This is a genomic window from Pectobacterium peruviense (assembly GCF_003312355.2).
Classification (GTDB): Bacteria; Pseudomonadota; Gammaproteobacteria; order Enterobacterales; family Enterobacteriaceae; genus Pectobacterium; species Pectobacterium peruviense.
The window spans coordinates 85,908-100,460 of record NZ_CP161826.1; the positions used below are offsets into that span (position 1 = coordinate 85,908).

9 protein-coding genes are annotated in these 14,553 nt (G+C 55.2%); 3 read left to right on the plus strand and 6 right to left on the minus strand.

The genetic code is table 11. The annotated features are described in order from the left end of the window. Position 1: 1 nt before the first annotated feature. The 6 genes from bcsC to bcsR all read right to left on the minus strand — a co-directional run bounded on the left by bcsC (position 2) and on the right by bcsR (position 10,647). Complete coding sequence (gene bcsC / locus DUT67_RS00370) at positions 2-3,481, minus strand: cellulose synthase complex outer membrane protein BcsC (RefSeq protein ID WP_113632591.1); 3,480 nt, start codon at positions 3,479-3,481, stop codon at positions 2-4. Then, positions 3,463-4,578 (minus strand): cellulose synthase complex periplasmic endoglucanase BcsZ, encoded by a 1,116-nt coding sequence (gene bcsZ / locus DUT67_RS00375; RefSeq protein ID WP_113632590.1) that lies wholly within the window; start codon positions 4,576-4,578, stop codon positions 3,463-3,465. The genes bcsC and bcsZ overlap by 19 nt, the downstream gene beginning before the upstream one ends. Before the next feature lie 6 nt (positions 4,579-4,584). After that, positions 4,585-6,927 carry a cellulose biosynthesis cyclic di-GMP-binding regulatory protein BcsB gene (gene bcsB / locus DUT67_RS00380; RefSeq protein ID WP_113627094.1) on the minus strand — a complete coding sequence of 781 codons (2,343 nt, stop codon included), beginning with the start codon at positions 6,925-6,927 and terminating at the stop codon, positions 4,585-4,587. Positions 6,928-7,001: 74 nt separating this feature from the next. After that, positions 7,002-9,701 (minus strand): UDP-forming cellulose synthase catalytic subunit, encoded by a 2,700-nt coding sequence (bcsA, locus tag DUT67_RS00385; protein WP_113627093.1) that lies wholly within the window; start codon positions 9,699-9,701, stop codon positions 7,002-7,004. Continuing rightward, the gene (gene bcsQ, locus DUT67_RS00390) at positions 9,698-10,435 is read right to left on the minus strand and encodes a cellulose biosynthesis protein BcsQ (RefSeq protein WP_113627092.1); all 738 of its coding nucleotides are present in this window, start codon (positions 10,433-10,435) and stop codon (positions 9,698-9,700) included. The genes bcsA and bcsQ overlap by 4 nt, the downstream gene beginning before the upstream one ends. 2 nt (positions 10,436-10,437) lie before the next feature. Continuing rightward, a complete protein-coding gene (gene bcsR / locus DUT67_RS00395; RefSeq protein ID WP_113627091.1) occupies positions 10,438-10,647 on the minus strand; it encodes a cellulose biosynthesis protein BcsR in 210 nt (69 codons plus the stop codon). A 341-nt stretch (positions 10,648-10,988) separates the two neighbouring features. Between bcsR and bcsE the strand changes: the two genes are divergently transcribed. The 3 genes from bcsE to bcsG are packed head-to-tail and all read left to right on the plus strand — an operon-like array spanning position 10,989 to position 14,459. Further along, entirely contained in the window at positions 10,989-12,593 is a 1,605-nt protein-coding gene (gene bcsE / locus DUT67_RS00400; RefSeq protein ID WP_113632589.1) for a cellulose biosynthesis protein BcsE, read from the plus strand. After that, positions 12,593-12,811: a cellulose biosynthesis protein BcsF gene (gene bcsF, locus DUT67_RS00405; protein WP_113632623.1), complete on the plus strand. Its 219-nt coding sequence runs from the start codon at positions 12,593-12,595 to the stop codon at positions 12,809-12,811. The genes bcsE and bcsF overlap by 1 nt, the downstream gene beginning before the upstream one ends. Before the next feature lies 1 nt (position 12,812). After that, complete coding sequence (gene bcsG / locus DUT67_RS00410) at positions 12,813-14,459, plus strand: cellulose biosynthesis protein BcsG (protein WP_113632588.1); 1,647 nt, start codon at positions 12,813-12,815, stop codon at positions 14,457-14,459. The last annotated feature ends 94 nt before the right edge of the window (positions 14,460-14,553 follow it).

Sequence of the window (14,553 nt, forward strand, 5' to 3'; positions counted from 1 at the left end):
GCTATTTAAAGTCCGCATACGGTGCAAGCGGCTGTGGTGGGCTGTCGAGATCGCCCTGCCAGCCGGAGACGGAGTAGCGCAGGTAGAGGAGGCCGTGACTTGGGGTGTAGTCCTTCGCTTGCTGAATGTCGATACCCACACCCAGTGTCCAGTGTGAACTGAGGCGGCGTTCGACGATGGCACGCGCCGTGTAGCCGAATCCGGAACTGCTGCTGCCCTGTTCGATGTCGTCTCTGTCGGTGAGCGCGGCGTTGCCGAGCAGACCGACAAGCGGGTAGCGACGCTGGTTTTTGGTGGAGGAGCGTGACCATGACACCGACCCGCCGAGTTCCCATGACCAGTTTTCTGTACGCTGCCGATAATTCACCGGCACGCCCAGCGAGAAATATTGCTGTGGGCTGTAGTAGCCGCCCTGACCGAGTGAGTAGCCGCTTAAGTCTTTCTGGTGGCGCCACCACATGCTGTTCAGACCGACCGTGACACGTTGGTTATCCTCGTTAATCAGCTTGTAGTAATAGCCTGCCATTGCACGGGCGCGATCGTTATCGGCCACGTTTTTACCCGTAATCTGGTGGACGCTGAAATCACTCCAGACGCCGTGCGCTTCGCCCCGATCGTAACTCAGGCCAAGGCTGACACCCGTCGCACGTACGCCACCCCAGGTAATACCCGTGCCTGGATCTTTGGTGCCGCCGAATGCCAGTAATGAGCTGGAGATCGGACGGCGCGATGCCGTCGCGGTCCAGCCGATTTGCCGCCAGTCGCCGCGATAGCTTGCACCACCGACGACATCGACCACGTCAAAGCCGAGCGGCGTGGTGCCGACATCCGCTGACCAGCGGTCATTCTTCCAGCCTGCGGCAACGCTGGTGCCAGTGGCTTTTTGCGATTTACCGTCGAAGCAGTCTCGCGTGGCACAGGTGCCGAAGGTTTCCCGGTAGGCGCCGGTACTGTCCGTAGAGAAGGAACCGGCGTTCATCTGCACGGTATCGGTGCGGAAGAAGGCGCGGCCATCGTACAGCGGCATATCCACCTGCAACATGGTGTCGTGAGCGCTGAGGTCGGAGATCCCGCCTGTTCCGCTTGAACTCCCGTAATCGTGATCGAGAGTGACGATAATATCCTGTTTGCGATACAGATCCGCGGCGTCAGCGCGGATGCTGCGTTGCAGCCAATCGTCGCTGCTTTTATTACGCGTCAGCCGGGTGTAGTCATCGTCGCTTTGTGGCAACGCGGGAGCGATGCCGCTGGCGACCATGGCCTGTTTATAATCCTGTTGCGCCTGTTCAGGTTGCGATTGCTGTTGTTCAACGCGTGCCGCGTCGCGGTAGACCAATGCTTTGCCCTGACCGACGGGCTCTTTCTGTGCATCGATTTTTAGCTGACGGAAAAGCGCTGTCGATTTTTGCGGATTCCCTACTGCTTGCCAGGCGTTGGCGACGCGCCGCTGGCCGTTGAGTGTATCAACCGCCTGCGCGGGGAGTTGGTTCAGGCGCTGGCGCGCCTCATCTTGCTGCCCCTGTGCGATAAAGGCATCGATCTCACCCAACTGTGCGTCAGGGTTCTGTGGTTCACGCGTGCGGATACGTTGATACTCTGCCAGCGCCGTCGTGTATGCACCCCGAGCCAGCGCCCAGTCTGCCAGTAGCAGATCGATACGCGTGTCGGCTGGTTGCTGACGCAGGAACGCTATCGCAGCGGGTTCGTCACCCGCATCACGCATCGCTTCTGCTTTCGCCAGCGCGGTTTGTATGACCAGACGCTTCGACAAATCGCGCATGTCGTCGTTCCACTGTGCCGCAGGTAGCGTGTTCAGGTGAGCGAGTGCTTGCTCATCGCGATTGGTGGACGAGAGGTAAAGCGAGTAAACGTAGTTCTTCTCCGCGCTGGCGGGGGGGACGGCAGTCGCACGCTGTACCACACTGTCCGCCTGCTGCGGTTTCCCCAGTTGGCGCAGTACTTGGGCATAGCGATAGGCAAACCAAATATCGTTTGGATCCTGCTGATTAACCTGACGATACTTCTCTTCCGCCAGTGTCCACTGCTGCTGTTCCAGCAACCGATCCGCCTGCTGTTTCAGGATATCGAGTTGCAGAGCGGCAAATGTTTCCCGCATCGTATTCTGCTGGCTGCGCGGCAGGCTGTTGAGGTAAGCCAGCGCTTTCTCCGGCGATTGACGTTGATAAATACCAACCAGACCGCGCAAGGCGTTGTCATTGCTGGGTTCAATATGTAAAGCCTGTTGATAGAGCGGCTGGGCGGCAGCATCATTTTTACTGGCAACGGCCACGTCACCCAAACCAATCAGCGCATAGGCATTGGTATTATCCATCTGGCGTGCCTGCTGATATTTCTGTCGCGCCAGCGGTAGGTTGTTCGCTTTTAGCGCGTTGTCGCCTTCCGCAATGGTGATCCAATATTGCGTGCTTTGGATGAGCCCTTCCCATTTGCCACTGTTCAGGCGATTAACATCCGCCTGTAATGCTTTCTGGAACTGCGCCAGCGCTTTTACCCGATCGCCAGCACGCAGGTAAACCAGTCCAATCGCGCCGATCAGTTCAGGGTCGTTTGGCGTGGTAGCCAGCGACTTATTCAACTCGCCAAGCGTGGCGCTATTGCCGCCGCCATCTTCAATCTGCGCCAGTGCGCGCAGCCGCCCCTGATAAACAGGATCGGCTAATATTCCCTGCTGACGACTGAGTTCTTTACGTGCGGTTTCTGCCTGTTCGCCTTCATCAAATACAGTCAGAAAGCGGTTTAGTTCAGCCACGCTTTGTGGCGTGACCAGCATCCGGCCAATAATTTCCAGCCACAGCGATGCCGCCTGGCTACGTCCGACAGGATCGTTAGAAAGCTGTTTCAGTAGGGGATAGGCTTGTTCGCTACGATTCTGGCTAAACAACATGCGCGCCAGCGCCATGCGCAGCGGCACATTATTAGGGTAGGCTTGATCCAACGTCTCCAGTTGCTTGATTGCAAGAGGTTGCTGGTCGGGCAAGCGTGAAACCAGGCGCCAATACTCTACGGCAAGATCGAGCGTTGGCGGATCGCCTTGAAAGAGCGCGTCGTACTGCGCTTTGGCTTCTGCATAGCGTCCGGCGGTAGATAACAAGCGAGCCTGCTGTAATTGTTTACGCGGCTCTTCTTGCGTCAGCGCCAGCGTTATTGCTGACTGACGGTAGATGGCAGAGTCGGGTGCCACCGCTTTTAGCTTTTCCAACTGCTGGCGTGCCTGCGCCTGATCGCCTTGACGCAGCACCAGCCGGAATCTGGCGGCGATAACCTCTGGGCTATCTGGGTTGATCAGCTCCAGTCGATAGAGCGACTGACGCACGATGTCGTCTTTGTTGCTGGCTTCTCCCAAGCGCACCTGCTCCATCAGGAACTGCTCTGGCGACGCGGTTTCCGTGCTGTATGCCTGCGGCGCAGCAATCAGTAATAGCGGGAGGAGGCGCAGCCAGTTTACGGTGTTGTTGTGCATTGGCTGCCCCGCGACGGTAAAAGTTGGCCTTGTGACGTGAAGCGGTAGCGCTTCTCATCCCACCCCTGACCGAAGAGCGTCAGAGAAGCAGAGAAATAGGCATCGTCACCCGGTGGATTCGCGGCGAGTCGTTGCCGCTGGGCGGCTAGCGCATCCGGCTGGCGCGATAGCATCGGAAGCAGTGAGGCGGAAAACCCGACTGACCCCTGTCCGGTGACCACGCCTGTCGCGGTGTTCGCTTTTTCGGGCGGAAAACCCTGCTGGATCGTCTGTTGAATCATCGGTTGAAACTGTTTGATCAAGTCGGCTTTCCCTTTACTGCTGTCAGCCATCATCCCTGCCCACAGGTAGACGCGAATGGCGTCATAGCTGCCGATATTGGGTTTGGTGGTATCGGGTTGCCAGCCTTTGCCTTTTTGCCAGATGACCCAATCAGGCGAAAACCCTTTCGGCGCAGTTTCCAGCAGCAGGCGCTGCGTGGTGCGCTGCATGGTTTTCCACGTTTCACCCAGCGGAGCAAAACGAGCCAACAACTGCGGCGGAAGATAGCTCGGGTTTACGCGCCAGCTCTCTTTCTCTGCGAAGCCCACTTTGCCGGGCAAGAGCATCAGGCCCAGCCCTGGAATGTTAACGACCTCTTCCTTGGCGATACGCGCGAGCAGCGCGGTGCCGAGCGTCTGATAACGTGCATCTTTCCATAGCCGACCGGCTTCGAGCAGGTTATAGGCAATCCACAGATCGGCGTCGGATGCGGAGTTCGGATCCAGCACCGCCCACTGCTTATCTTTGCTTTCTCCCCACAGCCAAGCAGGCAAGTTAGCGCGTAAATCGCCAGCGGACAGGTTGTCTTCCGTCCATTTCAGCAACCGCTCAAACATCACGCGATCGTTGGCGACCAGCGCAAAGAACATGGCGTAGCTTTGCCCTTCGGACGTGGTGATCTTATTGGGTGTTGAGGTATCAATCACCCGTCCTTCCTCGCTGATGTAATGCTGCTTGTACTGCTCCCAGGCGGGCCAGTCGCAAACAGCCGCAGTGGCTAGGGAAGCCCATAGCCACAACAGCGTGGGGATCAGGTAGCGCAGCACGCGTGGCATGGTGCGCTAATCCCTTTCATCCGGCGACAGACGGCGGCGGCTGAAGAATTTCAGGCCACGCCACAGCAGCCAGGCAATAATGATAACGGTAAGGGTCGATATGATGGCCAGCCAGATAGGATGCTGTGCCAGCGCGTGCCAGATACGCTCCCACCACGGCAGGTGGCCGACATAATAAACGTCGCCGACTCGCAGATTATTGATGCCCGATTCACGGATGACGGAAACGGAACCAAACAACGAGGCTCTTTTTTCGCTGTCGATCAGCGCGTTGTTGAGTAGCGTATAGCCCTGCGGGCTATCGGCTAATAGTGCGACAACGCTGCGCTGGTCATGGTACGGAGACTGGAAGCCGATAATCGCCGACATTGCTCCGTCACTGCTGACGGTGGTTTTGCTGTCTGGCTTCGCGTCAGATTCGGGCGAGCCCATGTCTGGGATGACGGTCTGACGCGTTGGTTGCTTGATCCAGCTTTGCGTTTGCTCGACCAGCAGGTTGATTTTGCCATCGTCGTGCAGTTCAGGCGGGATAGCGCCGATCATCAAAATGTCGCTGTCCTGCTTGTCTACCTGTGTCCAGTCATCGCTGAGCTGTACCGCTAAGGCTGGGTAACCAGTTTGTGCTCCAATGTTGCCGATGGCGTTCAATAGCGCACTGACCTGAGCGGGTTGCGGCTGTTTGTTTACCAGCACCAGCGTTTGTGACAGATCAGCCAATCGGCTGAACGGGTAGCCCGCATTAGCAAAGGCACGCAGATCCGGCATCGCCATAAAGTGGCGATAACCAGAGAAGTTAATGGTTGAACTGCCGTCGATGACGGCGTGATTCACGACCGGCGTATAGGTTTCGCAACGGTCAGCCGTGCCGCTGGAAAGCAGTGTGGTGTAGTTGAAGTCAAAGCGCAGTTGGTTGGTAGTGCCTAACTTTAGCGCCGGAATAGACAGGCTCTTGTCGGAATCCCATAACCCCTGCGTGAGTGGAAGACGCATCAATAGGGAGTTCTGGTCGTGCTCCGGTGCCAGCGAGAAAGCCTGCACGAACTGGTTGTTCAGGTTGATGCTCAGACGTGAGCCATCCTGAATCTGCGGCGCGGTGTAGCGATATTTCAGACGCATATCGATGCCCTGACTGCGGATCAGGAACAGATCGGGCGGCAGGTTCATGGTCAGTGAAATCGGCCGAGGGACAATACCGTCGGTTTGCAACTGTTCGTTATATTGCTGAAGCTCGGCAAAGGTCATTGGGCGGTCTGTGCGTACCCAATTTGGCGCATCATACGGCTGGCGTGAGGCAAGCTGTTCGACCTTATCGATGGTGACGCTTTGCCCACGGAACAGCGTATTCCCCTGTGCGATGCCCTGCACGGCGGTGAGCAACTCATTGTCATCGCGACCCTGTACCAACAGCAGTTTAACGTGAGGATCGTCGGGGTGGCTGATGATAGATACGGTTGGCCCGTTTACGGCCGGGGTATCGCGTAAGAAATCCGGTCGCTTATCGTTGGTGGCGAAAACAATGCCGTGGCGACCCGGCAATTGGTTGAAGAGGGCAGGGAATGACTGCCCGCGCCATTGCGCTTTGCTGCCAAACCAAGAGGCGAGCATGGCTGCGGCGCGCTGTTGCACCAGATCCGGCTGGTCAGCAAAGACGATAGGCAATGTCAGCGGGCGAGTATCGCGGCTGTCAAAAAATGGTGCAGGGAACGGCGATAGATCGTCCTTCAGCGTCAGTTTCTGGAATTGCAGATTGAGCGAGCTGGCTTTGCTGACATCCAGCCACAGGCTGGTGCTGGCTGGGTTTTCACAGATGTTCTGATAATGACCGACGAAGACCAATTGCAGGCGGTTGAAGTCCGTGATGTAACGCGGATCGATAGGAATACGGACGCGATTCGATTTACCCATCTGCTCTTTGCCAATTGCGGTGACGCCCATCAGCTCATTGTTCAGGTAAACCTTGATATGAGACTCGGTGGGGATTAGCGCTGGCGACGGGGTAAATTCAAGATCGAGCGAGGCCTGCGTCACCACTTCGTCACTACGAACGCCGAATTCAATCTGCCCGTCGGGATTGATGCCGCGTAGTGCAAAGTTGCCCGGAGCCGGCGCGATTTGCGCAAACGGTATCACCACGTTACGCAACGCAGCGTTGGTTGATGGCTGCACCAGCGGGATGGTGGGCATGCTCGTCGCTGGTGTAGCCATCGCTGGCGTTGGGGTGGCAGCAGTGGCAGGCGGCTGAGTGGCGCCTCCCGCGGCCGGTGTTTGTGCGTGCGGCGCGGTGACAGCCTGAGATAATGAGCTGACGCCTAAAGCCAATGCGGTGAACCAGATTATTTTTTTCGTCATCGTGTCATCATCAATGTTAAGGGTCTTTTTCTTTGTCGGGAAAAAGACCGTTGATCACGGCCTGTGAATGGCAATCAAGCCACTGTCTTTTCTGTAAACAGGTTCTCTTGTGCAAATCGTGTTTCATGGGTAGGCGGTGCCTTGCCCTGATGTACGGCTTTTTCCGGCAGCGCAGCACCCGGCTGTTCTGTTGCGGTGCGTCTCCCTACATAGCGCGGGATGAATGACACTACCCACACCACGATGTTGAGGAAGGCGAGGATAATATTGCGTATGACGGGCGGTGCGTAATCTGCCAGACGCAGGTAGCCGCGAAAGCCGAGTGCCAGTACATCCACCAAACTTTCAACCGGTTTATCCTGAGGGAAACTGTCTTGCCAGAGCGCCCAGGTATCGGCGCGCGCAAAGGTACATTGAATGAAATCAATATGCTGGCGGATGGTCAGGTTGATCATCCGCAGGCCAATCTTGTTGTCGAACGCGCGAGTGACGCTGAAAGGGAAGGCGTACTCTTGCTGGCCGCGTTTTAGCAACAGCGAGACGTTATCTCCAACCTGAAGAATGCCGGATTCGCGGGCTTCAACGCCCACACCGCCATCAGAGTAGTCGCGCAGGACACAGGGGAAAAGATGACCATCGGCGCGAAGGATGGACGCGGACATCGACATCTCCACGCGGTGTGCCTGACGCACCTGCTTGGCTTCGACCGCAACCGCGACGGCACCGCCTAAAATCGTCATGTTGTACACGACCCAAAGCAGGCTGATGAGCACCGTCATGATCTCTTCCGACGGCCCATAAATCAGACGCCAGATGCCATACGCCACCCCGGCGATATTCAGCAGCACCAGTACCAGATAAGGCCGCGTAATCACCCAGTCAACATGCTGTTCTTCAACGAGCCCACCCTTGGCTGTCACGTTGAATTTCCCTTTGTGCGGGTTAAACAGCGCGACGGTGGTGGGACGAGCGATGTACCACGCCAGCACGGTTTCATAGATTTCACTCCAGAAAGAGTGGCGGTAGCGACCCTGAATGCGCGAGTTGGTCAGGCTGGCGTGCACCATGTGTGGCAGCACGTAGAGCGCAATCGCCAATGCGGGGGCGAAAATGATGTAAGCGTGCATCAGGAGAAATGCCAGCGGCGCGGTCAGGAAGATCAGGCGGGGAATCCCAGACAGAAAGTGCATCATGGCGTTGGCATAACACAAGCGCTGCCCTAGCTTCAGCCCTTTGCCGAACAGCGGGTTATCCAACCTGAAAATTTGCACCATGCCGCGCGCCCAGCGAATACGTTGCCCGATGTGGGCAGAGAGGCTTTCGGTCGCCAGTCCAGCCGCTTGCGGAATGCGAATATAGGCTGAGCTGTATCCACGGCGATGCAGGCGCAGTGAGGTGTGGGCATCCTCCGTCACCGTTTCGACGGCGATGCCGCTAATCTCATCCAGCGGTTTACGCCGCAGGATGGCGCAGGAACCGCAGAAGAATGTGGCATCCCACATATCGTTACCGTCCTGAACCAAACCGTAGAACAGCGTGCCTTCGTTGGGCGTGCGGCGGAAGCGTCCCAGATTGCGTTCAAACGGGTCGGGTGAGAAGAAATGGTGTGGCGTTTGTAACATCGCCAGCTTTTTGTCTTTGAAAAACCAACCCATGGTTAATTGCAGAAAGGAGCGGGTAGGGACGTGGTCGCAGTCGAAAATGGCGACGAACTCGCCTGTTGCCTGTTTCAGAGCGTTGTTGATATTCCCGGCTTTGGCGTGCTCGTGCGTGACGCGGGCGATGTAATGGACGCCAACCTCCTCTGCGAAGGCTTTAAATTCGGCACGACCGCCGTCATCCAGAATATAAATGTTGAGCTTGTCTTTAGGCCAATCGATACCCAACGCGGCATATACCGTCGGTTTCACGACGCTCAACGGTTCATTGTAGGTTGGAATCATGAGATCGACGGTCGGCCACGTTTTGCTGTCTTCCGGCAGCGAAACAGGGTGGCGGTTCAGCGGCCAAATCGTCTGGAAATAGCCGAGAACCAACACGACCCAGGCATAGGTTTCGGCTGCCAGCAGCAATAGGCCGCAGACCAGACTGACAGGATCGTCCCAGTTCAGCGTTTCAGTGTAGCGCCACCACAGATAACGGCAGGAGACCGTGAAAGAAAGGGCGATCATCATGAGCGTCGGCATGCGTCCTGGCATATTGCGAACGAGCATGGCAATGCCCCACAGCAGCGTCATGAAAATAAATTGCGACAGCAAATCAAATGGCTGTGTGATGCACAGCAGCGCCAGTGCCGCACACAGCAGACTCAGCGTTACCGTCACTAGCGTCTGTACGCGGCTTGTCTGGATGGTGTCTGATTCACCGTCTTCGCGATCGTCAGTATTCGCATGGCTAAAGCGGGTAAACAGCTCTTGCTGCGCATTCATATAGCGTTGCCGCCAGCGCGGTAGCGCGGAGAAATAATTGCGGCGCGATGTGGGTAACTGGCCGTTTTTGATGGTCAGCAGCCAAATACCCTGCGTCAGATAGCGAAGCACATCCGCTGGGCGTGGGCGCTGAGGCGAAATGTGTGGGAACCAATAGGCGCGCTGCGCTCGAATCTGTTGCCAGCCGTCAGACTCCAGCCGCAGGAAGATCCAGCCAAGTATCGCAAACAGCGTGGCGAAAAAGGCGGCAAATGCGGAGGCACCCTTCTGGCGATAGCCACGGTAGCGCTGCTGTATCGCCTGTCTGGCGGGCGGAACGAGGAATAAGCGCAGGATGCCACTCATACGCCGCTTTCCTTGACGTGAATCAGGCACCAGTTTGCCAGCGTCATGATCTCTTCCGCTGCCACGCTGTCTGGGCGGCATTCGCCCAGCGGTTGTTTCAGCATCAGTGATTCTGACAACGCTTCGTCACGGTGTACCACTAGCGGCAGCAGATGCGAAAGCGTGTGCAGCCAGAGCTGGTGCAAATCCTGCTGAAGCGTACTGAGGGTGGAAAATTGATTGACCAGAAAATGGCACTGACGCGGTAACGCCTGTTGATGTAGGCGTGAATGGCAGTTGGCATCCGCCACCACCACCTGAAAAACGGTATTTGCGGTGGCCAGCGCCTGCCGTGTCAGCGGGCTGTTGTCCGCTGGTACATCGATCAATACCCAGCGATGCCGTCCCGCAGCGCTGAGCTGTGTCAGATTGTTTTGCCACATCGCGGGGTGCTGTTGGTAATGTTGTTGCAGTGTCGCGATTTCCTGCGTGTTCAGGCGGCCAAACGGCAGAAAATCCAGTCCGGGGAGATATTGCATAGCGCCGGTTTGCCAGGGTGCGCCGTCGGCTTCTGCCCGTGCCCAGCCGCGGCGTTGCTCAAACGGCATATTAAAGTTAATGCGTAGCAAATTGTCCGGTGAGAAATCAATCACCAGTGCGGATTCGCCCAGCCGTTGGAAGGCCCATCCCAATGCTGCGGCTATCGAGGTTGTCCCCACGCCTCCACGGATTCCCTGCAATGCAATAACGGGCATCGTCAGTCGCTCCCAGCCGGTTCTTTTAATTCATCCAGCAGCGGCCAGCGAGCCATCATTTGGCTCAGACGCGTCTGGCGGGCAATATCGATATAGTTTATTTCAGGTAAAGAAAAAGCCTGACTGAGAACCCGTAAGTCGTCATCGGATCTTGCATTTTCGGTTAAATCGGCGCGTGCGCTGGTATCTATACGAGTCGGTTCGTTATTCATTCCATGCCTCTGAAATAGGCTATCCATTATCATTGAGATCGATAAAGGGAAACATCTGAATGGCAGATGTAGGGGTTCTTTGATTGTGTCCACACCAGATAGTCTTGCAGATGAAGGCTTAAGCCTTTAAGCCTCTGCTGTCTTTAATAATGTAGTCAGGTGTGCCAATTAACTATAGCAACGAATTGGTGTTTGTAATGTTGAACGCTAAAAATAGTAAAAGAGGGAATTTATTAAGGAAACGCAATAATTAAGGGGACGACATTGTGATCCTACAAGGGGCTGCTAGAGTTTATTTTGATTGGTTAGTTGCCGCCATTAACGGAAAAGAAAATCAGTCTATGAAGCAGAACTTTTCATTAGGCATTCGTCACCTTTGGGATGAGCTGGCTACGCTCCAGCAGGCTGGCTTTTATTGGGTAAATATTGATCGACAGGTTGATGCTGCATTATTTTGCCAGCAGGTCATACATAGCCAAAATAACGACGCGAGAGTGGCGTTAATAGGCTGTGGGGAACGATCTGACGCGCTGCTGACGGCGTTGTTTACTAAAGAAACGAATACTACTGAATTAAAACAATTACCCTGCTATGTAATTCCTGAAAATAAAGCTGCATTACTGAATTTAACCGATGATTTAATGCGTGCATTGCGCCCAAAAAATCGGCTATTGGTGCTTTATGCACCGGCTAGCCTATGGCGGGACATTTCTCCGGAGAGGCTACAGCGCTGGGTGGATGATACGGCGGCATGGCTACATCAGCGCCAGTGTACGCTGGTGGTTCTCAGTCATAGCAGTGGCGTGACCCGTCTGAAAAATATGCTGATCTCCCAACATCGCGGGCTTTACGGTTTGGCCAGCCTGCAATGGCAGCAGGATCGCGCGCAGTATCTGGTGTCATGGTGGGCAACGGAGAGAGGCGTACGGGCGAATAAGGTGCAGATGTTGCAACCCGATAATGACGGCTGGCAAATGCTGGCGGAAGAAGAGCCAATCCTCACGCCGTCTCTGAATGACGATGGGCTCTTTTTGATGGAAAAGAGCGTGATGGAAGGTGCCCCTGCGCTGTCAGAAAACTGGCAGCTACTGGAAGACAATGCCATTTTGGTACAAACCGGCATGCTGACGAATGCGGCCACTCTCGTTTTTGCACTCAATCAAACCAGTCAGGTGGATACACTTGTCAAACAGGTTCATAGCCTGCGGCGGCAGCGTGGTGAATTGCTGAAGATTGTGGTGCGAGAAATGAAGCCCTGCCTGCGCGCCAGCGACGAGCGCCTGTTATTGGCGTGTGGCGCAAACCTTATTGTCTCCCATTCAGAACCGCTATCTCGCTTCCTGACGCGGGTTGAAAGCGTGCAAGGGCAGCGCTTTACTAAACATGTTCCTGTCGATGTCGAGGTTCTGCTGACCACCATGCGGCCGCTGCAGATTAAGGGTTACCAGCCTCCTGAGACATTTCGGCAGTCTGTGCAGATGTTGATTGATAGTACGTTGATGCCTGAAGGCAGCAAAGGTGTACTGGTGGCATTACGTCCTGTGCCGGGGGTGCGAGCGGCGCAGGTGTTGACGCTGTGTACGCTGAGGCGTTTTGGTGATGTCGTCACGATCGCGCAGGGCCGTCTGTTTTTATTCCTGTCTAATTGTCGTCTGAATGAATTGGATATCGCGTTGAAATCTATCTTCCGTCTGCCGGTGGATGAAGTGTTCAGCAATCGGATTGTGTGGTCACAGGATTTACAGATTCTGGCGGAGATCAAATCGTTGGCGCAGGACAGCACGTCCGGGCAGGAACAGCAGATTAACGATTATGTGCAATTGCAGCAGACTGAATCTGCACCACGCAGTCAGACGGCGCGGCGTGAACCTATTGCTATTGATTTGTTGGGGCCTGATTCATTGGGATCTAATTTACTGGCCCGCGCACCGGGAGAACTATCATGATGAACCTGATTGATATCCTTCAACTGGTGTTATTGAGCGCGGTCATCTTCTTTACACTTGGCTATCTGGCACACCGTGTGATCCCCCACTGGCTTCAGTATTGGAAAAACAGGCTTTTGTCGCCGCGCTATCTGAAGCCTGCGAGTGTCTGGATGCGTAGCCCTTCTTCAACAAAGACGGTCTCAACCAAGCCGGCTTCAGCAGAGACTAAAAAATAAAATGGACGAAAAAACACGTACGCAAGAACAGCAGAACCTATGGCGTTATTGGCGTGGTCTCGGTGCCTGGAATTTGTATTTTTTACTGAAGTTTGCCTTGTTATGGTTTGGATACCTGAATTTTCACCCGCTACTTAATCTCGTGTTTCTGGCGTTTCTGCTGTTTCCTATCCCTAATGTCACGTTGCACCGCTGGCGTCATATTATTGCTATCCCGCTCGGTATCGGGCTTTTTTACCACGATACCTGGCTGCCGGGCATCAACAGCATCCTGAGTCAGGGAACGCAGGTTGTTGGATTTAGCGCCGCTTATTTGCTGGAACTGTTAAATCGCTTCATTAACTGGCAAATGGTCGGTGCCGCGGTGGTGATTACCGTGGCTTATCTGTTTTTTGCGCAGTGGATTCGCATTACGGTGTTTACCGTAGCGGCACTGGCGTGGTTAAACATCGTCAATCTGGCGGGTCCCGCGGTGTCGTTGATGCCAGCGACATCGACGGCGTCCACAACATCGGCAGCGGCTTCCCCAACTGGTGGAGACACCTCGCTGCCCGAGGCGACATTACCGCCAACGAACGCAAACCTAACGGCGTATCTCAATCAATTTTATACGCGAGAAAAAGCGCGAACCACGGTGTTTCCCGCCACGCTGCCGCAGGATGCGCAGCCTTTTGATCTCCTGATTATCAATATCTGTTCGCTAGCATGGTCGGACATAGAAGTGGCGCAGTTGGAAAATCATCCGCTGTGGAAGAAGTTCGATATCCTGTTCCGTCAGTTTAATTCCGCCACCGCGTATAGCGGGCCGGCGTCAATTCGCCTGCTGCGGGCAAGCTGTGGTCAACAGTCCCACACTGATTTGTACCAGCCAGTGAATCAACAGTGCTACCTGTTCAGTAATTTGGTGAAGCTGGGCTTTGAAGAACAACTGATGCTCGATCATTCCGGTGTCTTTGGAAATTACCTGCGTGAGGTGCGTGAAGAGGGCGATATTCAGATCCCGATGCTGTCGCAGGAGGGCATTAGCCACCAGATTACCTCGTTTGACGGCGAGCCGATTTATAACGATCTGGAACTGTTAAACCGTTGGCTAGGCGAGCGAGGTAAAGCGACGACGGCGCGTAACGCCACCTTCTTTAACCTGATTCCGCTGCATGACGGTAACCGCTTTGTTGGGAGCAATCAGTCGGCTGACTATGCGCCACGCGCGAAGATTTTGTTTGATCAACTGGATGCATTTTTTGACGAGTTGCAAAAGTCTGGTCGTAAAGTCATGGTGGTCGTTGTGCCGGAACACGGCGCGGCGCTGGCTGGGGATAAGATGCAAATGTCTGGGCTGCGTGATATTCCCAGCCCGAGCATCACGCATATTCCTGTCGGCGTGAAGCTGTTTGGCATGCAGGCACCGCATCAGGGCGATGCGCTGGAGATTACGTCCCCGAGCAGCTATATGGCGATTTCGGAACTGGTAGCGCGGATGGTGGATGGCAAAGCGTTCACCGCGCCTTCTGTGGACTGGCAAACGCTAACGAGCGCACTGCCGCAAACGGAAGCGATCTCGGAGAATGAGAACGCTATCGTGATGCAATATCAGGGAAAACCCTACATTCGTTTGAACGGTGGAGACTGGGTGCCTTACCCGCAATAACGTCAACCGCCATAACATAACGCCAATCGTTTAAGCATCGAGATACACGGGGCGACTACAGGGGGGAACCTCCTCCTGTGTTTCCCCTAAAAAC

What these genes read in the sequence shown, in the direction of transcription:
- bcsE (WP_113632589.1), top strand. Translation starts at nt 10,989, where the DNA reads ATGAAGCAGAACTTTTCATTAGGCATTCGTCACCTTTGGGATGAGCTG.
- bcsC (WP_113632591.1), bottom strand. Translation starts at nt 3,481, where the DNA reads ATGCACAACAACACCGTAAACTGGCTGCGCCTCCTCCCGCTATTACTG.
- bcsF (WP_113632623.1), top strand. Translation starts at nt 12,593, where the DNA reads ATGAACCTGATTGATATCCTTCAACTGGTGTTATTGAGCGCGGTCATC.
- bcsG (WP_113632588.1), top strand. Translation starts at nt 12,813, where the DNA reads ATGGACGAAAAAACACGTACGCAAGAACAGCAGAACCTATGGCGTTAT.
- bcsA (WP_113627093.1), bottom strand. Translation starts at nt 9,701, where the DNA reads ATGAGTGGCATCCTGCGCTTATTCCTCGTTCCGCCCGCCAGACAGGCG.
- bcsQ (WP_113627092.1), bottom strand. Translation starts at nt 10,435, where the DNA reads ATGCCCGTTATTGCATTGCAGGGAATCCGTGGAGGCGTGGGGACAACC.
- bcsB (WP_113627094.1), bottom strand. Translation starts at nt 6,927, where the DNA reads ATGACGAAAAAAATAATCTGGTTCACCGCATTGGCTTTAGGCGTCAGC.
- bcsR (WP_113627091.1), bottom strand. Translation starts at nt 10,647, where the DNA reads ATGAATAACGAACCGACTCGTATAGATACCAGCGCACGCGCCGATTTA.
- bcsZ (WP_113632590.1), bottom strand. Translation starts at nt 4,578, where the DNA reads ATGCCACGCGTGCTGCGCTACCTGATCCCCACGCTGTTGTGGCTATGG.